This window comes from Microbulbifer maximicatervae (SeqCode), assembly GCF_052468155.1.
The window spans coordinates 1,479,370-1,501,194 of the sequence record NZ_CP174335.1; the positions used below are offsets into that span (position 1 = coordinate 1,479,370).

Here is a 21,825-nt window from a genome sequence, read left to right on the forward strand (position 1 = left end):
CTCAGTGGTAAACCGCCCTGAGAGTTATCAAACGCCCAGTTTACCTTTTTTGTGCCAGCAGGTGTGTGATGCCGCTCATTAGTCGCGCGCCTATGTCCGTATTGTAAGCGGCATCAATTTCCCGTACACAAGTGGGACTGGTAACGTTAATTTCTGTTAGGTAGTCACCAATAACGTCCAGCCCGACAAATAACAGACCTTTTTCCTTCAAAGTGGGAGCGACTTGCTCAACGATCCAACGATCTCTATCGGTCAGGGGGCGTGCTTCGCCGCGCCCGCCGGCTGCAAGATTGCCGCGAGTCTCGCCCGCTTCCGGAATTCGCGCCAAGCAATAGGGAATCGCTTCACCGTTAACGACCAGGATACGCTTGTCACCGTCTTTGATTTCGGGGATGTAACGCTGCGCCATAATCTGCTGGCGGCCGTGCTCGGTAAGCATTTCCAGAATTGCTCCAAGGTTGGCGCCATCTGGTTTGCAATGAAAGATGCCTGCACCGCCCATACCGTCTAGAGGTTTAAAAATGACATCTTGATGAGTTCGGTGAAATTCCCGCAGCTTGGCCATATCGCGACTGACTAGAACCGGTGGGCAGCACTGGGGGAAACTTGTCGCAAAAATTTTCTCATTGCAGTCGCGTAGCGCCTGGGGCTTGTTGACTACCGTTGCACCTTCGCGCTCTGCGGCTTCGAGAATATAAGTGGAATAAATATATTCATTATCAAAGGGGGGGTCGACACGCATCAGGATTACATCCAGCTCGCCGAGAGGCATTTCTCTGGACTCTTCCAGAGAAAACCAACGATTCTCATCATCAAAAACCTGCATAGGGCAGCCGCGCCCAGTTGCGCGCCCATTCTCCAGGTAAAGATGGCTCTGCTCGAAATAAAACAGCTGGAAACCACAATCTTGTGCGGCTTGTAACAGTGCAAGCGTCGTATCTTTTTTAAAATTGATCTGGGCGATGGGGTCCATCACCACACCGAGGGAATAATTCATACGGGTTTCCAAATCGTTGGGTATTTCTATCCCAGTTATCACTGGTTTTGCTCCCAAATTTGTGGTCGCTACCAGCGTTGTTGGATAGATAAGGTAAGAGCAGCTTTGCGAAGGTGCAACCTTCTTAGCGCAATACCTCCAATGAATGTATAAGTGGTGATAATTTGAACTGCGTCGCCTGCAGTGTGTCGACTCAGCTAGATTCGCCTGGGGTTCTGTGATAAAAGTTCGTCTCAGCGTGCGACCTTCGCCAGGCTAGGCGCCCGGACCCCGCAAGCGGTTTGAAAAAAGGGCGCAACTAAAGTTTTCGCGTGCCCGAAAATAAGTAAACAGGGGATTCAAAAAAGACTATGGAGCTTAACTGGGAAAGTCTGACTGTCATGGTGATCGACGACAGTAAGACAATTCGCCGCACTGCGGAGACGTTGCTGCAAAAGGCGGGCTGTACCGTGGTCACCGCGACAGACGGTTTTGATGCGTTAGCAAAAATCGCGGACTCCCGTCCGGATGTCATTTTTGTCGATATTATGATGCCGCGCCTGGATGGCTATCAAACATGTGCGTTAATAAAAAATAACAGCGAATTCCGCTCCACCCCTGTTGTAATGTTGTCGAGTAAGGACGGTTTGTTCGATAAGGCAAAAGGGCGTGTTGTTGGTTGCGATCAATATCTGACCAAACCTTTTAGTAAGAGCGAGCTGCTGGGTGCTATTTCCGCTCATGCCAAGCCGCACCATGCCGCATAAGTGGCCTACAAAAAAAGAAAATATAGATAACGGACTCCATTGTGGGCATTGTGCCCACAAGCTCGGTACCAAAATTTAATTAGAGTACAGATTTTCCGGTTGTTACAGACCGGTTGATTTTTGTACCCACACTATCGGTAGTCATAGTGCATCTCGGCACATGCTAGCGAGGATAATCACAACAAAAACCGCCGAGCGCAGTAGTTGTTGCCGAAAAGATGTCATGGGGGAAATGATGGCAAGAGTACTAATAGTTGATGACTCTCCTACAGAAACACATAAGCTGACAACCATTCTTGAAAAAAATGGCCACGCAGTAATCACCGCTCCCAACGGTGAAAGCGGAGTTGAAGTAGCCCGCGCCGAGCGCCCCGATCTGATCCTGATGGATATTGTGATGCCGGGTCTCAACGGTTTCCAGGCCACCCGCCAATTGAGCAAAGACAGCAATACCGGTGAAATTCCGATCATTATGGTAACTACCAAAGATCAGGATACAGACCGTGTCTGGGGTATGCGCCAGGGAGCCAGGGCTTACCTGACCAAACCTGTCGATGAGAGCAAATTGCTGGATGCGATCGGGGAGGTGTTGGCCTAATAGCCAGCTGCGAAAAGTGCAGTCACAAACACCTTATTTAGCTCTGGTTGATATTGCACGGCGCGCCAAAGCGCAGGCCACTGGCCTGCCTGGCCGCCGGGAAATCAAACCCTACTGGACCGGTATCGGTTTCTCTCTTCTGGATAACCACTTTGTCGCCTCCATGGATGACGTTGTGGAATTGCTCGAAGTGCCACAGCACACCTTTATTCCGGGCGCTCAGCCTTGGGTAAAAGGCGTCTCTAATGTTCGTGGTCGCCTGCTTCCCCTTATTGATCTCGCAGCTTTTTATGGCGGCTACCTCTCAGGTCCGCGCCAGCAACGTCGTGTTTTGGTGCTCGAGAGGGATAAGACCTACGTGGGGCTTATCGTGGATAAATTGTTTGGGATGCAGCACTTGGCGTTTGAGTATGCCCGTGAGGCACCGACAGATTTGAGTGAACCATTTGCGCCAATGGTGCACGGCCAGTTTGTTTTACAGCAGCATCGTTGGCTCGTTCTCGATATGCGGGCACTGATCAAGGATGCGCGTTTTATGGATGCAGCTTTACGCTGACTAATCCAGTTCTTTCTTTCCGGTAGCCGAGGGTGGTCGACCGGATGGCCCGCAATTAGTGCAGGGATGTACAGCACTGACTGAGGGGTCTTGTCATTAAAGCGTTAAAACTAAAGTGGTATTAAACCGGCCTAATGCAATGGCCCGCTAGGAGTAAATTATGAAACCAGGCTCCCAGAGTTCCTTTTCCGCGCTGCGCAGTAACCCTGCCGCGCTGGTATTAGGTCTACTGGTACTCGCCACGCTGGCGGGGCTTATTGTCAGTATTTATTTGGTACAGACTCGAGACGAGCAGGATAAAGAGTACCTGCAGCAAGTCGCCGAGTTGCGGGCCCTTTCCTATCAGGTAGTTTCCTATGCGCCGGCGGCAACCGCAGGCGATAGTGAGGCCTTTACCGAGCTGGAAAATGTTACCGAAGAAATGGCTAATGCCTGGAACCAGCTTCAGCGAATGGATGACAATAGTCGCCGCGCCCTGGGTGCTCAGCTGTCTGCCTACGATCAGGTTTGGCGCAGCTTGCGCGAGCAGGTCGACACGATTATCGGCAACCAGGAAACCATCGTATTTCTTAACGATATCGCTTCAACGCTGAGTGACTCGCTTCCGGAATTACAGGCTGAGCACAACAATATTGTAGAAATTCTGCTGGCTAACAACGCCCCGGCAAATCAGGTGGAACAGGCCCAGTTGCAGGTTTGGCGTGCGGAGCGTATTGGTCGAAATATCGATAAAATGCTCCAAGGTGGCGATGATGCTGAAGCCGCCGCTGACCAGTTTAATACCGACGCCAGTCTTTTCGGTAAGGTGGTTGACGGTATGAAGAGCGGCGATGTGGTGATGGGGATTTCCCGTATCACCGATGAAGAGGCTCGCCACTCATTGGATGAAATTACTGAGCTGTTCGGCTTTGTAAGCACCTCCGTACGAGATATCTTCGAAGCAACTCCAGCCCTGTTTGCTACCCGCCAGGCCTCTGACGGCATTATCGCGTCATCTCCCCAGCTGATCGAAGCATTGAGTACGCTGAATGACCGAATCGTAAACCTTTCAGATGATCGCCAGCCCAACAACTTGACCATTGCTGCACTGGCTTTGGTCTTCGTTTTGTTGATCTTCGGTATGATGGCGATGGCATTCTCCGGTACCCGCCGAAACCTGAAAAAAGAGGAAGATACCAACGAGCGTAACCAGCACGCGATTATGCAGTTGCTGGACGAGCTGGCCGACCTCGCCGACGGTGACTTGACCACCTCTGCAACGGTAACCGAAGCCTTTACTGGTGCGATTGCCGACTCCATTAACTTTACTATTGACCAGCTGCGTGTGCTGGTATCGCGGATTAATGGCGCTGCACAGGAAGTATCTGGCTTGTCCCAGGAAACTCAGCAGACTGCACTGCACTTGGCCGAGGCCTCTGAGCACCAGGCACAGGAAATTGCCGGAGCTTCTGCCGCGGTTAACGAAATGGCGGTCACCATTGACCAGGTATCTGCCAACGCCTCCGAATCTGCCCAGGTAGCCGAGCGCTCAGTACATATCGCAAGTAATGGCGCCAAGGTGGTACAGAACACCATTAAAGGCATGGATAACATCCGCGAGCAGATTCAGGATACCTCCAAGCGAATTAAGCGCCTGGGTGAATCCTCCCAGGAAATTGGCGATATCGTAAGTTTGATTAACGACATTGCCGACCAGACCAACATTCTTGCATTGAATGCCGCGATCCAGGCGAGCATGGCCGGTGATGCCGGTCGAGGCTTCGCGGTGGTTGCGGATGAGGTACAGCGACTTGCGGAGCGCTCTGCAGCTGCAACCAAGCAGATCGAAGGTCTGGTAAAAGCGATTCAGTCCGATACCAACGAGGCGGTAATCTCCATGGAACAAACCACCAGTGAGGTGGTACGTGGAGCTCGTCTGGCCCAGGATGCGGGTGTTGCACTGGAAGAAATTGAAAGTGTATCCAACAACCTGGCATCGTTGATTCAGAACATTTCTAACGCTGCCCGTCAGCAGGCTTCGTCTGCAGGCCACATTTCCAACACGATGAACGTGATTCAGGAAATTACCTCGCAGACTTCTGCGGGTACCCAAGCTACCGCCCAGTCCATTGGTAACCTGGCGCAGACCGCGAGTGCACTGCGCGAATCCGTTGCCGGCTTCAAACTTCCGCAAGAGGAAAGTGTTGAAAGCAACAGCGAGCTGTATGACGTGGAGTTGCCGGAAATGGATACAGATACTTTCGCTATTGAAGGTGAAGATACTCATTCATTGGAGTCCCGCGAAGACCGGGCCCTGGCCTAACCCACACAATAATGCCCGGCCATTATGAAAGTTGGCCGGGCGCAAAAGGGGCGCACGGAATTGCTTCCGATAAATCCGCGAGTTTTTCTCGCAGAAAACTGTAGCGCTTGAGTACTGAATAAATTATTGGGGACTTGGCGTGAGTCACGACAATCCGAACTTCATGGCCTTGGATTGGCTGATCGGTGAAATTAACGAGACTTTGGCACAAGCGCGCCAATTTCTTGAGACGTTCGCTGTCGAACCCGATGCGGGTGCCTCTCTTCTGCAAAACAGCTTGTCGCTGGTGCACCAGGTGCACGGTAGCTTGCATATGGCACAGCTCAGTGGTGCCGCGATGTTAGCAGAAGAGATGGAGCAACTTATCCAGGCCCTCGCCACTGGTGCGGTTGAAAATACCGACGAGACGCGCGAATTTTTGATGCGCGCATTGCTGGAGTTGCCCCTTTACCTCGAAAAGGTTTCTTTTCAGCGTCGTGACAATGCCGTTCTCTTACTTCCCCTGATGAATGACTTGCGCGCAGTGCGCCGCGAGCGATTGATCAGTGAAGGAGCGCTTTTCTCGCCAGAACTGTCTTCATTGGCAACGGTGATTGGAAAGCGCCAGCCCCTCGTCGCCGATAGCGCCCGCTTAAATGACCTGGTCACCAAGTTGCGCAAGATGTATCACGTTGCGGCTGCGGGTCTGATCCGGGATGTAAACAGTGGCGAAAGCCTGGCTTACCTCACCAAGATTATTGAAAAAATGCAGCTGCTTTACAGTGGCAGCTGCCGCCAATCCCTGTGGGAAGTACTGTTCGGTATTTTGGAGGCGCTCGGCGAACACCGTATTAATGTGCAGCCCGCACTGCGCCATTTACTGCGCAAGGTGGATATTGAATTCAGGTTGTTGCAGGGGCGTGGCGCAAAGGTATTGGACGCGCGCCTGGATCAGGACTTTCTGCGCAACCTACTTTTTTATGTCTACCTCGCCGGTCCGAATGGGCCGCACTGCGAGAAACTCTACCACCGCTTCGCATTAGATAAGGCGGTTCCCGGTACGCCTCGCCCGGATACTGAAGACGTATTGGCGATGGGGCCAGAAGCCTTAGGCAGTGCAATTGCTGCAGTGCGCGATGAACTGCAGTTGGTGCGTGAAGCACTGGAGCCCAGTACAACTGATACAGAACAACCCTCGCTGTCTGACACTGCCGCAGTGGCCAAGCGTCTCGCGGATACACTCGGTATTTTGGGATTGGAGGCGCAGCGGGTTCGCGCTCGCAGTGTCTACGAAGACCTTCGCGATGCTTCCCGTGGTACTGACGTTGAAGAGTACCTGATGCGTGCCGCCGGGGAATTGGTTCAGCTCGATTCAGCGCTTGCCGCCACCGTCGATCGCAATAAAAAAGTCGATGATGAGCAGCCCATTATGGGCGACGCCACTGACTCTGTATTACGCGAGGCCAGACTCGGTCTGGAAGCGGTAAAAGAAGCGGTCATGGAGTATGTGGCCAGCCACTGGGATATCAGTTACCTGAGCCGTGTGCCACAGCGTTTACAGGAAGTCTGTGGTGGCCTTGAAATGGTGGGTTACCAGCGAGCGGGTGAAATTATCTCCGCTTGCAATCGCTATATTGGCAACTCCCTGATTGAGGCTGGAGAACAGCCCGAATGGACAATGCTGGATACTCTGGCAGATGCCATTACCAGTGTTGAATACTACCTGGAGCGTCGTGCGGAAGGTCTGGCTGATGCAGAAATGCTTTTGGCACTGGCTGAAGATAGCGTAGAGGCTTTGGGCGTTTCGCTGAAGATCGTCGACGAGAGTGAGGCCGACGCCAGTCTGGAAGCGTCCCCGATATCAGAACCCGAACTGCCAGATCTTATTGATTACGATTTAATCCCCGATGACGAAGCCTCTGCGGTTTCTGACGAATCTCTGGACTCTCAAGCTGAAATAAATGCGGAAGAGTCATCTGCCATAACTTTGCAGCTGCCTGTCGATGAAGCAGATTCTGTTGTGGAGTCCGAGCTGGAAATCGATGGAGAGTCTGTTCCGGAGGAGTCTTGGTTCTCTGATGGGGCTCCTCAGGTTGAAGCTGCTCCGGTACTTGAAGTTGAAACTGGGATAGAGGCTCCTGAAGCTGAGGAAGCGCCTGCTGAGATTGCTGACTTCATTGAAGCTGCACCGATGGTAGAGTCTGCTGAGGTTGAGCCGGTTGCTGCAGTTGCAGAGGTCGCGGATACGACGGAGGAACTCGGTGATGACACTGAGAGCCTGATTGACGATGAAATTATCGAGATCTTCCTGGAAGAAGCCGGGGAAGTTCTTGCGCATATCAGTTGTTACTTCCCGGAGTGGGCTGCCAATTTTGCCAATCAGGATGCCCTGGTAGAGTTTCGTCGGGGCTTCCATACCCTGAAGGGGTCGGGCCGTATGGTCGAGGCCCTGGATATTGGTGAACTGGCCTGGTCTGTGGAGAATATGCTCAACCGGGTTATCGATGGCAGTGTGAAACCCGGGCCTGCCCATGTATACCTGATTGAGCAGGTGTATCAGAAGTTCCCCTCAATGATTGAGGCGTTTAAACACGGACAGAGCGACCCCGATCAGCAGCTTACCCTGCAGTTACAAGCTTGGGCTGAGCAGCTGAGTGCGGGAGAGATGCCCGCTGATCTGGAAGCCCAAAGTGCAGGCGGTGTCGCGGCAGTTGACGTTGTTGAGGACACCGGAGAAGACCTGGCTCAACTCTGGGAAATTTTTGCCCAGGAGGCAGAGACGCACCTCAATGTCGTAGATGAGTATTTGCAGGATATGCAGGCTGCCGCGCCTTTGTATGGTGTTCCCAGCGATCCAATGCACCGGGCACTCCACACACTTAAAGGCTCCGCACATATGGCGGAAGTCAAAGTGGTTGCCGAAATTATGGCGCCACTGGAGCGCTTCGCTAAAGAGCTGCGTATTTATCAGGTGCCTATCGATGCAGATATTTTTGATCTGATCAATGATAGCGCCACCTATGTGCGTGACGTGCTGGAACAGATTCGCTCTTCAGAGCCTCTCGCAATAGAGAAATCGGAACAGTTCCTTGCTCGCGTTGCTGAATTGCAGGAGCGCTCTGTAGGCCACTTGATTCGCGAGCGTGAGGCGAATGAACCTCGCGCGGTTGATCCCCAGCTTCTCGAAGTCTTGATGGCTGATGGCATGCGGGTGCTGCTTGATGCAGACCAAATGCTGACTGAGTGGCGCGCTGACCCGGCAGATAAAGGTCGTGTTGTATTGGTCGCTGACGAACTCAATGTTCTGCAGGAGGCGGCAAGCCGGGCGCAGTTGCCGATCCTGGCCGAGCTCGCTGAGCTGTTGCTGAATGTTTATCGCAAAGTCCTTGCTGGTGATCTTGAGCAGGAGCCAGCGCTATGGGCCTCTCTTGAGCAGGGACACAACGAGCTACTTGATTTAATCGATGCAGTAGCTGCAGCACAAGACCTCCCTGAAGTCAGTGAAGCTGTGGAAGAGGCGCTTCGCTACCTGGCTCAGGGTGAGGAAACCAGCTCTTCAGCTGAAGATGACTACGACCTCAATGAACTGGGAATCGATAGCGAAGCACTGGCTATTGCCGAGCCTGAAGAGCAGGCGTCGGAGCCCAGGGAAGTAACCGAGCTCCTGGTTTCAGAAGCATCCCCTGATGAGTGGATTGAGCCACCTGTATTACAGGTGTCGCACGATGGGGAATCTCTCGATGGCGAGGCTGAGGATTCGGAAATTCCTCAATTGCAGGCCATAGAAGAGGCCGCTGTTGAGGACGTATCTCAATTTGAAGCACCCTTCTCTGCACCTGAAGTTGAACCTGCTGGCGACCTGGCTATCGAGCAACCGGGTAGCGAGGTGTCATCACAGGATTCCGCTCAATCAGTCGATTTACAGAAGTTGTTGGCAGACATTGACCCGGATGTTGTCGATGTTTTTATGGAGGAGGCGGGAGATCTTACCGATGAGCTGGAGGAACTGATTCAGAGTTGGGAAGAGGAGCCGGAAGGCCGCGAGCAAGGTGAGGCCCTGAAGCGTGTATTGCACACCTTTAAAGGTGGTGCACGTATGGCTGGCCTAATGGGGTTGGGTGAAGTAGCTCACCGTTTTGAAACGGTGATCGAAGGCATGCGCGACAACGATCGGCCCTCCGCAGATTTCTTCGCCAATGCCCATGGTATCCACGATCGTCTCGCCGATGGAGTAGAGACAGTTCGCGCCTGGATGGCTGGTGAACAGCTTGATGCTTTTGTACAGATGGTCAGCACCGATTGGGCGGATCAGAAACCGGCTAACTCGGCAGCTGCAGAAGTAGTTATTGAATCTGAAGCTCCAGGTGAACAGCCTCAAGAAACTGTTCTCGTAGCGGACGCGGAACAAGGTGATGAAGTCACTGCGGCCGAGAGTACTCAGCCGGATACTGATGTAGTTGCTACGCAGCTACCCGAGATTGCTGTAGGTCAGGAAAGCGATAACGTTTTGCCGTTTATCCGCAAGGCCGGTAATGCAGAGCAGGAGGTAGCGGCACCGACCCGGAACCAGCCCCAGGAGATGGTGCGTGTCGCTGCTGAACTTCTGGAGGAGTTGGTAAACCTCGCCGGTGAGACTGCAATTTCCCGTGGTCGTCTTGAGGAGCAGATGAGTGAGTTCGGTCTCGCCCTAGACGAGATGGATGTGACGCTGGTGCGTCTCAACGAACAGCTGCGCCGCCTGGACCGCGAGACCGAGGCTCAGATCCTGTTCCGCCAGGAGCAGTTGGCAGAACAGGACGGCGACTTCGATCCGCTGGAAATGGACCGTTACTCGTCTATTCAGCAATTATCCCGTTCACTGCTGGAGTCCACATCTGACTTGATGGAGCTGCGCTCCACCCTGAATAACAAGGCGCGGGATACAGAGACCCTGTTGCTCCAGCAGTCCCGAGTAAATACCGAATTGCAGGAAGGTCTGATGCGCAGCCGCATGGTACCTTTCTCCCGCCTGGTACCGCGCCTGCGTCGCATCGTGCGCCAGGTAAGTGCTGAGCTGGGCAAGCAGGTCGAGTTGGGATTCTCCAACGTTGAAGGCGAGCTGGACCGGTCCATGTTGGAGCGTATGGTTGCGCCGCTGGAGCATATGCTGCGCAACGCTGTGGACCACGGCATTGAAATGCCAGAGGAGCGTTTGGCTGCCGGCAAGTCTGAGCGTGGACGTATCGATGTGGCGCTGAAAAGGGAGGGCAGTGAAGTTGTCCTCACCATCCGCGATGATGGTGCCGGTGTCAATTTGATCCGGGTGCGTGAAAAGGCGGTGGAAAATGGCCTAATGAGGCCGGATGCTGAGCTCTCGAATAATGAGATTCTTCAGTTCATTCTGCAGGCTGGTTTTACCACTGCAGAAAAAGTTACCCAGATCTCTGGCCGGGGTGTGGGAATGGACGTTGTATCCGCCGAGCTGAAGCAGATCGGTGGCAGCGTCCATATCAACTCAGAGGCAGGCGCAGGAACAGAATTTGTCGTTCGTCTGCCGTTCACAGTTTCGGTTAACCGCGCTTTGATGGTGCGAATTGGCGATGACCTGTTTGCACTGCCGCTGAATACTATCGAAGGTATTGTGCGCCTCAGTCCATTTGAGCTGGAGCACTATTATCGCTCAGATGATGCGCGTTTCGAATACGCCGGAGAACTCTATCAGGTTAGCTATTTCGGTACTCTGCTGAAGTCTGGCGCCCAACCTAAGCTCAGTGTCGATGATATGCAACTGCCCGTGCTGCTGGTGCGCTCTGAAGGGCACGCTATGGCGTTACAGGTGGATGCCATTAAGGGCAGTCGCGAGATTGTAGTGAAAAGCCTCGGCCCGCAGTTCTCCGGGGTTCAAGGGGTATCAGGTGCAACAGTAACTGGTGATGGTAGCGTCGTGGTGATTCTCGACGCACACGCCCTGCTGCGTCGCCAGGCCACTCAGTTGGCAAGGCCGGAAGTGCCGCAGCTTCAAATTCAGGAAGAGGCTGAAGTGCAGTCCGAGCAGGAGGCGCGCCAGCAGACCGTTATGGTTGTGGACGACTCGGTTACAGTGCGCAAGGTAACGACGCGCTTCCTGGAGCGAGAGGGCTATCTGGTTAGCACTGCAAAGGATGGTCAGGATGCGGTTATCCAGCTGCAGGATAAGATCCCGGATCTGATTTTGCTGGATATTGAGATGCCGCGTATGGATGGCTTCGAGGTTGCCCGCCATATTCGCTCCAGTAGCCGCCTGCGCGATATTCCTATCGTAATGATTACTTCGCGTACCGGTAATAAGCACCGCGATCACGCTATGTCCCTGGGAGTTAACCACTACCTGGGTAAGCCTTACCAGGAAGATGTACTGCTGGCGGCTATTCGTGAGTACGCGGATGCCGAAGCTGTCGGAAGCTGAGACGGCAAATATCAGGAATAATATAGAGATAGGCAATGAGTGAAGTTGAAGCGCTGCCGGTAGATGTCCCCCAGGAAGTGAGCAGCCTGTTATTGCCCCTTGAACAGGGGCAGTTGCTGGTGCCGGTGGACAGCCTCTCAGAGGTTGTTGCAATACAAGCGCCGATGGCAGTTCAAGATGTGCCCGAATGGTATTTGGGGGATCTGATCTGGCGGGAACAGCGCCTGCCAGTGGTATCTTTTGAAGTGATGCGTGGCGGTGCCTTGGGAGCAGTTGCAGAAGAGGGGCGTATTGCGGTGCTGAGCACGGGAAATCCCGATGGCGAGCTGCCGTATTTTGCATTGCTCTTGCGCGGCACTCCGCGCCTGGTGCGGGTTACCCCTGAGGAGTTAGCGCTGCGAGAGCAGCCACTAAACCCTGGAGAGTTAATGCATGTGGCGCTTTCTGGTGAGGAGGCGGTTATTCCCGACCTGCAGGGATTAGAGCGGGCCTGCCTGCGCTATCGCAGTGACTGACTTGTTTTGCAGTGTATTATCAAAAAAGGGGCCTGAGGCCCCTTTTTTGATTGGGCTGTTCGCTTAGAACAGCTCTTCCGGTAAAGAATCCTCCCGGCTATCCTGGCTGGGCATATCCATATCTTCATCGGTGTAGCGATTGCGATATGGGTTATACACTTCGCGGCCGGGCACCCGGTTGGTCCTGAATATCTCAAACATGCCCCCGTAAGAGGTGCGCAAGCCATTTTGAGGGTTGATGCGTACCGTAACTATGCCATCTGGTTGAGCCAGGTGGCGCTCGGGAAGACCTTCGAGGGCACTGCTCATAAAATCGATCCAGATAGGCAGGGCGGCTGAGCCACCGTATTCATTTTTACCCAGTTCGCCATAGGAATCGAAGCCAACCCAGGCACTGGTTGCCAGGTAGGGGCTATAACCCGAGAACCACGCATCCCGTGGACCATTGGTGGTACCGGTCTTTCCGGCAATATCACCGCGCTTCATCGCCAGAGCGCGGCGCCCGGTACCCTTTTTGATAACATCTTTAAGCATTGAATCCATTATGTATGCCGTCTCTGCAGACATGGCTCGCGGAGCGCGAGGACGCGCTTGGCTCTTGCTTGGGTCGAGGGGGCCAACGGGCAGTACGTGTAGCTCCGCAGGCTCTTCACCCTGATCGACCCCTTGCCCTTCCAGCTGTAATTCCGCGAGATCGACGGGTTCAGCGGACAGGGTTTCAGAGCTGGTGCCCGGCTCGGGACAGTTATCGCATACCGTGAGAGGCAGTGCCTGGTACAGGACTTCGCCATTAACATCCAATACCCGGTCAACCAGGTAGGGCTCCACTCGGTAGCCACCATTGGCGAAGGCGGCATAGCCTCGCACCATCTCCAGGGGCGTGAGAGCGGAGCTACCCAGAGCAATGGTCAGGTTGCGGGCGAGCTTGCTGCGCTCAAACCCAAAGCCTTCGACAAAGCCTAGGGCGTAGTCCAGTCCTAGGGATTGCAGCAACCGGATTGAGACCATATTGCGGGACTTGTACAAAGCCATACGCAGACGAGTTGGGCCGAGGAAGGTCCCTCCGTCATTCTCAGGCCGCCATACATCTTGCAGGTTGGTTTCCTCAAAGATAATCGGGGCATCATTGATAATGCTGGCCGCTGTATATCCGCGCTCGATCGCCGAGGCGTAAATAAAGGGCTTAAAACTGGAGCCGGGTTGCCGGGCGGCCTGAGTGGCCCGATTGAAGTGGCTCTGGCGGAAGTCGTAACCACCGACAAGGGCGCGGATAGCCCCATCTTCGGGCTCAATAGATACCAGGGCGCCCTGTGCTTCCGGGACCTGGGCTAGAACCCACTCTTCAGTCACCTGGGGTTCAGCAGGCTTGGTATCACCGCTCTCGGGATCCGCAAACGGATCGGCCTGAAGGGGCTCATCTACAGCGGCGGCGATCATCTCGCTACTGGAGTTGCCCTCTTTCTTTTCCTTAACGACCTTGCGTAATCGAATGACATCTCCGGGAGCAAACATTTTTTCAGCGGACTGAAGGCGTGCGCCCCGGGCGCTCTCAGAAATATAGGGCCTGATAGAACTGAGTCCATTGCTCCAAGGCAATTCAATTACGCGCCGATCTCTCAGTTGAACCTGAAGTTTCTTGGGTTCTACTGCGGTGACAACGCCGGGTTCCAGACCGCCGAGAATCGGAATCTCGTTGAGTAAATCGATAAGCTGGTCGCTATCTTGCAGCAATTCCGGTGCAAGACGCTGTTCTGGGCCGCGATAGCCGTGGCGCGCATCATAGGTTTCCAGACCGTGCTGAAGCGCATTGCGAGCCGACTCCTGCAGGCGACTGTCTACCGTTGTTATGACCTGGTAGCCGTCGGTATAAGCGTTGTCGCCAAAGAGGTCTACTGCCTCCTTCCGTGCCATCTCGGCGATATAGGGTGCATCCAGGTCGAGATCGCGGCTGTGATAGCTGGCTGTTACCGGCGCAGTAATAGACTGGTTATATTGATCCTGGTTGATATAGCCAAGGTCGAGCATCCGCATCAGGATCCAGTTGCGGCGTACTAGGGCTCGGGAGGGGTTGGCGAGAGGGTTGAAGGTCGATGGCGCTTTGGGGAGTCCCGCCATCATAGCCCACTGGGCCAGATTCAGATCCTTGATATCTTTGCCGTAATAGACCTGAGCTGCAGCCTGGAAACCGTAGGCGCGGTTTCCGAGGAAGATCTTATTGATGTATAGGGCGAGGATCTCGTCCTTGGTCAGCTCTTGCTCAATTTGCAGTGATAGCAAAATTTCATTGAACTTGCGCACAAAACGCTGTTCTCGGCTGAGAAAGAAGTTGCGCGCCACCTGCATTGTCAGTGTACTACCACCAGACTGGATAGAACCGGTCTTAATCAGCTGCGAGGCGGCCCGCATCAAACCTTTGATGGAGACACCATTGTGGGAGTAAAAGCTGGCATCCTCAGCGGCGAGGATCGCTTTGATAAAGGGTTCTGGCGTTTGCTCGATCGTGATAGGGTTGCGCCGCTTTTCACCGAACTCACCGATCAGTTTCATATCCCGTGAGTAGACCCTCAGAGGGGTCTGTAAGCGGATATCGCGGAGGCTCTCCACTGAGGGCAACCCCGGTTTGAGGTAGAGGTAGATACTGGCTAGGGCCATTGCTGTAGCGGCCACACCGGCAAGGCCGAGCCAAAGCAGTGCGAGCAGACGATTGCGGGCTTTTACGGTCATGAAACTGCTTCTGTGTACTTCATCAAAGTGATTAGGTGAATAATTATACGAATATTGTGCGCTATTACCTATGCAAATGCAGGTTGAAGCGTTAATTTAAAGTGCTATAACATCAAACCCTCATAACCCACGGAAAAGATAAGAAAAAATGGGAATTTTCCCTTTTCTGAGCAAAGGCCCCAAGGCCATGTTGGGACTCGATATTAGCTCTACTGCGGTCAAGTTGCTGGAGCTAAGTCGCAACGGCGACAAATATCGTGTCGAAAGTTACGCCGTGGAACCTCTCCCACCCAATGCCGTAGTTGATAAGAATATCAACGATGTGGGGGCGACGGCTGAGGCTATTCGCAAAGTTGTACGACGTTCTAAAACTCGCCTGCGCCAAGCGGCTGTGGCTGTGTCTGGGTCGGCGGTGATCACCAAGACCCTTGAAATGCCGGCAGATCTCAATGATGAAGCTCTTGAGGCTCAAATTGCATTTGAGGCTGGCCAATATATTCCGTATCCGCTAGAGGAAGTTAGCCTGGACTTTGAAGTACAGGGGCCTTCTGAGAAGGGGGAGGGGCAAGTGGAGGTTCTACTTGCCGCCTGTCGTACAGAGAACATTGAACAGCGAATCTCCGCCTTGGGAGAGGCGGACCTTGAGCCCGGTGTTGTTGATGTTGAAGCGTACGCAATAGAGAGAACTTACTCTCTATTGGAAGACCAACTTCCTCCGCAGGAGCAGCTAGTTGTAGCCGTTATTGATGTTGGGGCGACAATGAGTGCTTTATCTGTCCTTGTGGACGGTAAGACCGTGTATACCCGAGAGCAGCTTTTTGGTGGGCGGCAGCTCACCGATGAGATCCAGCGTCGCTACGGTCTATCCGCGGAGGAGGCTACTTTAGCGAAGCGTCAGGGAGGGAGTGGTCTGCCGGATGACTATTTTGCTGAAGTGTTGGAGCCCTTCCGTGATGCAGTCGTGCAACAGGTAACCCGCTCACTGCAGTTCTTTTACTCTTCCACATCCTATAGCGATGTAGATTTTATCCTGCTCGGTGGCGGTGTTGCCGCCATGGAGGGAGTTGGTGATTTGATTAGCGAAAAGTTGGGCAGGCCAACTTTAATCGCTAATCCATTTTTGCGGATGAGTGTTTCGTCAAGAGTCAACCAGCAAGCTTTGGCGAGTGAAGCTCCATCCCTGATGATTGCCACAGGCTTGGCTATGAGGGAGAAGGACTACTGACATGGCAAAAATTAACCTTCTTCCCTGGCGTCAGGAGTACCGCTCTCAAAAGCAAAAAGAATTCCAGCAATTGGCATTGCTGGTTTTTATTGCGGCTGCAATGGCGGTATTTCTGTGGATGAAAACGGTTGATCAACAGGTTGTTCGACAAAATGAAAGAAACCAAATCCTACAAACCCGTATTAACGCTCTTAATATTCAGGTAAGAGAAATAAAAGACCTGAAGAAGCGCCGCCAGGAATTGATTGATCGAATGCGGGTAATTCAGGAGTTGCAAGGTAATCGACCTCTCGCAGTGCGTTATTTTGATGAGATTGTGCGAGCAACCCCCGAGGGGCTATGGCTTAGTGAGCTAAAAAGAGAAGGTGATCGATTAGACTTACTTGGCGTGGCTGAATCCAATAATCGCGTTTCTTCTTTTATGCGAAATTTAGACCATTCAGATTGGTACGAGGCCCCCCAATTAACAGGTGTAACCGCAACCCCGCAATACGGCGATCAGGCAAGTGAGTTCCAGCTAACGGTGAAGGTCAGTGGGCGCAAGAAAGAAGATGATCAAGATAGCGCAAAATAGTAAAGGACTTCAGAAATGGCACTGGCAGATACTGTAAAACAGCTTAATGAAATTGACTTCAATGATATTGATTTTACTCGGATAGGTGTTTGGCCCCTATCTGGGCGAATTGCTGTTCTGGTACTTAGTGCGGCACTGGTAATCGGTGCTGGTTATTACTTTCTGATTAAAGATATTTATAGCAAGCTTGAATTCTCTGTAAATAAAGAATCAGACCTCTTTAGTCAGTTCGAAAAAAAGCAATTTGAGGCTGCAAATCTTGAGGCTTATAGGGCCCAGCTGTTTGAGATGGAAGAAACCTTCGGTGCTTTACTAAAACAATTGCCGAAAGATACAGAGGTTCCAGGCTTACTCGAGGATATTGACGAGTATGGTAGCGGTAGTGGCCTTACAATTAGCAAAGTTGAGTTGGAGCAAGAGCGGGTTGGCGAATTTTACGTAGAGTTGCCTATTAGGATAGAAGTTCAAGGAAGTTATCACGAATTTGGAGCTTTCATTAGTGGTATAGCTGGAATGCCCAGAATTGTTACCCTTCATGATTTTGATATCTCCACTGAACGGAGTGATGGAGGGCTTCTCAATATGATCATTAATGCAAAAACTTATCGATACAAGGAACAGGGTGAAGAGGGATGAGAAAAAGTCTACCTATACTGATTGCCCTATCCTTTGTTTCTGGTTGTGGTCTAAATACCGATCATAGCGAGTTGCGTGAGAGGATGGCTGCAATTGAGCGCAAGCCTAAGGGACAGATAGAACCAATCCCCACTTTTACACCTTATAGCCCTTATGTCTATACCGCTGCTGCAAGGCGCAGCCCTTTTACCCGCCCGGTATTGGAATCTGAGCAGCGAATAGTAGGGCGAAAATTAGATATTGCTCCAGACCTGACTCGGCAGCGTGAATTATTGGAGGGAATTAACATTGACCTCCTATCGATGGTTGGCAGCTTAGCTCGAGAAGGTCAAATCTGGGCACTGATTAACGATGGTACTGGTGGGATTCACCGGATTACTGTGGGCAATTACCTGGGGAAGAATCATGGTCGCGTTGTGAATGCAACAAGCTCCCAGTTAGATATTCTTGAGATTATACCTGATGGTACCGGCGGCTGGATTGAGCGGCCACGGGCACTGGCGTTGGAAGAGAGGGACAACGGATAATGAACGGAAAACGGTTTGCCTATTTAATGGCTCGGGTTCAGTTACTGCTACTTGGGTTATTGCTGTTTCCAATAGCTTCTAGTGCCCAGGTAAACAAGCTGAATGACATACAGTTTGCCGAATTGCCGGGTAGCCGAGTTCAGCTGCGCTTAACTTTTAATGATGTGCCTCCAGAACCCACCGGCTATACGATAGAGCAACCAGCTCGAATTGTTTTAGACTTTGCCGGCGTAGAAAGCGCTCTCCCGCAGAAGAAGTATTCTTTAGGTATCGGCACAGCTAGAAGTGCAGTTGTTGTTTCCGGTGAAGATCGCACTCGTCTCATAGTAAACCTTGATCAGCTTCCCGCTTATTCGAGTGAGCGACAAGGTAACCAGTTAATTGTAGTAATTGGTGCAGAGTCTTCTGAGCGTGATCGTCCAGTGCAAAATACAGTTGAACACGATAGTGGCTTGAACCTCGGTGGTGAAAAACAGTTTCAGCGCTCGGAAAGCATTGCAGTAAATAATGTGGATTTTCGTCGAGGAGAAGAAGGAGAAGGCAAAGTTATTGTTAGCCTTAATGACCCTGCAGTTAATATCGATGTTGAACGGACTAACGGTAAAATTTATCTAACATTTTTAGGTGCGGACTTACCTGAGTCATTGCGTCAGCGACTAGATGTTACTGATTTCGCCACCCCTGTAAATAATATTACTGTGGACTATGATGGGCGCAACACGGTAATTGCAGTTGATCCAAATGATACTGAATATGATTACTTGGCCTATCAAGCTGATACAGAGTATGTATTGAGTATTAAGCCTTTATCTGCGCAAGAAATTCGTGAGAAGGAGAAGGAATTTCAGTTCAATGGGAAGAAGTTGTCTCTCAACTTCCAAGATATTGAGGTCCGGTCCGTCTTGCAGGTTATTGCCGATTTTACCGATCTTAATTTGGTTGCTAGTGATACAGTACAAGGCAGAATAACCTTACGCCTCGACGGTGTGCCGTGGGATCAGGCCTTGGCCCTTATTCTGAAAGCGAAGGGGTTAGATAAGCGTCAGGAAGGTAGCGTTATCATGGTGGCGCCAGCTGCAGAAATTGCTGAGCGAGAGCGTCAGGAGCTTGAGACGCGTAAACAGTTGCAGGAGCTTGCCCCTTTACTTACGGAGTTTATTAGCGTTCGCTATGCAGATGCTGGCGAAATTTTTAACTTATTCTCTGGCCAAGGTGGGGCCGATGGGATAGCTGGGGGTAGTGGCGGCCAGCAGATGAGCATCCTTTCCGCGCGCGGAAGTGCCATTGTTGATGAGCGAACGAACACAATTATCCTTACTGACACAGAAGACAAGATTGCTCAGTTTCGTGAGCTGATAGAGGTTATCGATGTTCCCATCCGCCAGGTGATGATCGAGGCTCGGATTGTTACCGCCAACAGTGACTTCCAAAAAGAGTTGGGAGTTCAGTGGGATTATGTAGGTAGTGCAGATCTTTCTGATGATGCCACGGGTGTTGGCTCTGGTAGCTTAGCTTTAGATGATGGCACTGCGCTTGGTAGCCTAACAGGTGACTTTGACCCACTCTTGGTGGATCTTGGAGTGAGTAGCCCAGCAGGGAGTATTGCTTACGCTATTCTAAAAAATGATTTTTATTTGAGCCTGGAGCTGTCTGCGCTTGAAGACATCGGTGTAGCTGAAGTTGTTTCACAACCAAAAGTTGTTACGGGCGATAAACAGGAAGCCATTATTCAGTCGGGTATTGAGATCCCTTATTTGGAGGCGACCTCGTCTGGCGCTGCTTCTGTTACGTTCCGCGAAGCTGTGCTGGAACTCAATGTGACTCCGCAGATTACTCCGGATAACAATATTATTATGAACCTAAACCTTGAACAAAATAGTGTGGGCGAGTATGTCACTGTAGGTGGTGGGCAAGTACCTTCGATCAATGTAAATACTCTGGCAACCAAGGTGTTGGTTCAAAACGGTGAGACGATCGTCCTGGGAGGGGTATTTGAAAGTAATGTTGTTGAGGGAGTATCCAAAATTCCGTTGTTAGGCGATATCCCCTATCTAGGCAACTTGTTCAAAAAGACTATACGTACGGACGATAAACGTGAGATCCTGATGTTTATCACACCGCGTATTCTTGAAGACGAGGCTTTCTACTCTAAGTGATCACCCGCTCTATTTTCCTGGTCGGCCCCATGGGGGCCGGCAAGTCTACAATCGGCAGGTTGTTGGCAGCGCAATTGCAGCTGCCTTTTGCCGATACCGACAAAGTGCTGGAAGAGCGCACTGGTGCGGATATTCCCTGGATTTTTGATGTGGAAGGCGAAGCGGGATTTCGCCGCCGTGAGACTGAAATATTGGAAGAGCTCTGCCAGGGTGAGTGCCAGGTTATTGGTACCGGTGGTGGAATAGTTTTGCTCGAGGAGAATCGACGCCAGCTACAAAAATATGGCCATGTAGTTTATTTGCAGGCCAATATCGATCAGCTTCTGGAACGCACTTCAAAGAATACCAATCGCCCGTTGCTTCGTGTACCCAACCCCCGTCAGCGTATTGCGGAAATTTTGCAGGAACGCGAGCCTCTGTATCGTGAGGTTGCAGATATTATTTGCGACACCAATGACCTCTCCCCCAAGCAAGCATCCCTCCTGGTCGCAGAACATTTAGGCAGCCTGCTGTCCGATTAGTCCAAAGCGTCTGTGCTAAAGTGCGTCTCACTTCTGTTGGGATAAGCACTAGGGGATTGAGAGCAGTATGCAAAGCCTTAACGTAGAACTCGGCGAGCGTAGTTATCCGATAATTATTGGTTCAGGTTTGCTCGGTGACCCGCAATATATCTTCCCTTACATTAAAGGCCGGCAAGTTTGCATTGTTACCAATGAAACTATTGCTCCTCTTTATTTGGCGACATTATTGGGGGGGCTAAAGGGGCTCGATAAAGTGGATGTTGTCGAGCTTCCCGATGGTGAAGCTTTCAAATCACTCGACACAGTGAATCGAATTTTTGATGTGCTGCTGGAAAAGCGCCACAACCGCACTACGACACTAATCGCGTTGGGCGGTGGTGTTGTTGGGGATATGTGCGGTTTTGCTGCAGCCTGTTATCAGCGCGGGGTTAACTTTATCCAGGTACCGACTACCCTGCTGTCTTTGGTTGACTCCTCTGTTGGGGGAAAGACCGGCGTTAACCATCCCCTTGGTAAAAATATGATTGGCGCCTTCCACCAGCCCCGCCTTGTCCTTGCGGATACCGATACCCTTGCCACATTGCCTGCACGTGAATTTTCCGCAGGCCTTGCCGAGGTCATTAAATACGGATTGATCTGTGACAGCCCATTCTTCGAATGGATCGAGGAGAATTTACAAAAGTTATTAATGAGGGAGCCCGCAGCACTGGCTTACGCTATTGAGCGCTGCTGCGCCGACAAGGCAGATGTTGTTGCCAGTGATGAGCGCGAGAGTGGTCGTAGGGCGATACTGAATCTTGGCCACACCTTCGGCCACGCCATTGAGGCAGTGCAGGGGTATGGCAGTTGGTTACACGGTGAGGCCGTTGCCGCCGGCATGGTTATGGCGCTGGAGTTATCCAGGTTGCGCGGAGATATCGATGCAGAGCTGGTGGAGCGGTTGCGAGTGATGCTAGAGGCGGCTGATTTGCCGCAGCAGGCACCGCAAGGTATGACAACCGATGAATTCCTCCAAGTAATGCAGGTGGATAAGAAGGTGCTGGACGGAAAATTGCGTTTGGTACTGCTAAAGGCGCTGGGAGAAGCAATTATTGTCGATGATACCCCCAGAAAAATGATTATAAATGCACTGAAAAACTGTGGTGCCGAGTGATAACCCTGCTCTTATTGTCTAAAAAATAGGACTGAGTACCAGAAAGGTTAGCTGCTAGAAGATAAGTTTGGTTTTGTTTGATTTGACAGACTAATACACTGCTAAAAGTTGAAAATGTAGTGTTGGACAAGTAATATTGCGCCCCCCCGAAAGGAAAGGCGGGGCAAAAAACCGCCAATAACAACAAAAAAA

The 21,825-nt window shown here is 51.8% G+C and carries 15 protein-coding genes; 13 read left to right on the forward strand and 2 right to left on the reverse strand.

Features of this window, described 5'->3' with window-relative positions:
• Nucleotides 1-40: 40 nt before the first annotated feature.
• The gene (gene gshB, locus ACJJIY_RS06405; protein ID WP_445359309.1) at nucleotides 41-997 is read right to left on the reverse strand and encodes a glutathione synthase; all 957 of its coding nucleotides are present in this window, start codon (nucleotides 995-997) and stop codon (nucleotides 41-43) included.
• A 350-nt stretch (nucleotides 998-1,347) separates the two neighbouring features.
• Here gshB and pilG point away from each other — a divergent pair, with 350 nt between their 5' ends.
• From pilG to ACJJIY_RS06435, 6 genes are all read left to right on the forward strand, one after another.
• A complete protein-coding gene (gene pilG, locus ACJJIY_RS06410) occupies nucleotides 1,348-1,743 on the forward strand; it encodes a twitching motility response regulator PilG (RefSeq protein ID WP_020413651.1) in 396 nt (131 codons plus the stop codon).
• Between the two features lie 235 nt (nucleotides 1,744-1,978).
• Entirely contained in the window at nucleotides 1,979-2,341 is a 363-nt protein-coding gene (pilH, locus tag ACJJIY_RS06415) for a twitching motility response regulator PilH (RefSeq protein WP_108731421.1), read from the forward strand.
• Between the two features lie 16 nt (nucleotides 2,342-2,357).
• Entirely contained in the window at nucleotides 2,358-2,897 is a 540-nt protein-coding gene (locus ACJJIY_RS06420; RefSeq protein ID WP_444892581.1) for a chemotaxis protein CheW, read from the forward strand.
• Nucleotides 2,898-3,057: 160 nt separating this feature from the next.
• Nucleotides 3,058-5,199: a methyl-accepting chemotaxis protein gene (locus ACJJIY_RS06425; RefSeq protein ID WP_413664075.1), complete on the forward strand. Its 2,142-nt coding sequence runs from the start codon at nucleotides 3,058-3,060 to the stop codon at nucleotides 5,197-5,199.
• Between the two features lie 139 nt (nucleotides 5,200-5,338).
• On the forward strand, nucleotides 5,339-11,602 hold the full coding sequence (locus ACJJIY_RS06430; protein WP_445359310.1) for a hybrid sensor histidine kinase/response regulator: 6,264 nt from the start codon (nucleotides 5,339-5,341) through the stop codon (nucleotides 11,600-11,602).
• Between the two features lie 35 nt (nucleotides 11,603-11,637).
• The gene (locus tag ACJJIY_RS06435; RefSeq protein WP_444895452.1) at nucleotides 11,638-12,117 is read left to right on the forward strand and encodes a chemotaxis protein CheW; all 480 of its coding nucleotides are present in this window, start codon (nucleotides 11,638-11,640) and stop codon (nucleotides 12,115-12,117) included.
• A gap of 63 nt (nucleotides 12,118-12,180) precedes the next feature.
• Here ACJJIY_RS06435 and ACJJIY_RS06440 read toward each other — a convergent pair whose 3' ends face one another.
• Nucleotides 12,181-14,841 (reverse strand): penicillin-binding protein 1A, encoded by a 2,661-nt coding sequence (locus ACJJIY_RS06440; RefSeq protein WP_444895451.1) that lies wholly within the window; start codon nucleotides 14,839-14,841, stop codon nucleotides 12,181-12,183.
• 148 nt (nucleotides 14,842-14,989) lie between these two features.
• On the opposite strand from ACJJIY_RS06440, the gene ACJJIY_RS06445 reads away from it, so the two are divergent.
• From ACJJIY_RS06445 to aroB, 7 genes are all read left to right on the forward strand, one after another.
• A complete protein-coding gene (locus ACJJIY_RS06445) occupies nucleotides 14,990-16,066 on the forward strand; it encodes a pilus assembly protein PilM (protein WP_444895450.1) in 1,077 nt (358 codons plus the stop codon).
• Nucleotide 16,067: 1 nt separating this feature from the next.
• Nucleotides 16,068-16,640 (forward strand): PilN domain-containing protein, encoded by a 573-nt coding sequence (locus ACJJIY_RS06450; RefSeq protein WP_444895449.1) that lies wholly within the window; start codon nucleotides 16,068-16,070, stop codon nucleotides 16,638-16,640.
• Nucleotides 16,641-16,655: 15 nt separating this feature from the next.
• On the forward strand, nucleotides 16,656-17,276 hold the full coding sequence (locus tag ACJJIY_RS06455; protein ID WP_444895448.1) for a type IV pilus inner membrane component PilO: 621 nt from the start codon (nucleotides 16,656-16,658) through the stop codon (nucleotides 17,274-17,276).
• Complete coding sequence (locus ACJJIY_RS06460; RefSeq protein WP_444895447.1) at nucleotides 17,273-17,803, forward strand: pilus assembly protein PilP; 531 nt, start codon at nucleotides 17,273-17,275, stop codon at nucleotides 17,801-17,803. Before ACJJIY_RS06455 ends, ACJJIY_RS06460 begins: the two co-directional genes overlap by 4 nt.
• Nucleotides 17,803-19,959 carry a type IV pilus secretin PilQ gene (locus ACJJIY_RS06465; protein WP_444895446.1) on the forward strand — a complete coding sequence of 719 codons (2,157 nt, stop codon included), beginning with the start codon at nucleotides 17,803-17,805 and terminating at the stop codon, nucleotides 19,957-19,959. Before ACJJIY_RS06460 ends, ACJJIY_RS06465 begins: the two co-directional genes overlap by 1 nt.
• Entirely contained in the window at nucleotides 19,959-20,480 is a 522-nt protein-coding gene (gene aroK / locus ACJJIY_RS06470) for a shikimate kinase AroK (RefSeq protein WP_413665828.1), read from the forward strand. The genes ACJJIY_RS06465 and aroK overlap by 1 nt, the downstream gene beginning before the upstream one ends.
• A 67-nt stretch (nucleotides 20,481-20,547) precedes the next feature.
• The gene (aroB, locus tag ACJJIY_RS06475) at nucleotides 20,548-21,633 is read left to right on the forward strand and encodes a 3-dehydroquinate synthase (protein WP_445359311.1); all 1,086 of its coding nucleotides are present in this window, start codon (nucleotides 20,548-20,550) and stop codon (nucleotides 21,631-21,633) included.
• Nucleotides 21,634-21,825: the final 192 nt, after the last annotated feature.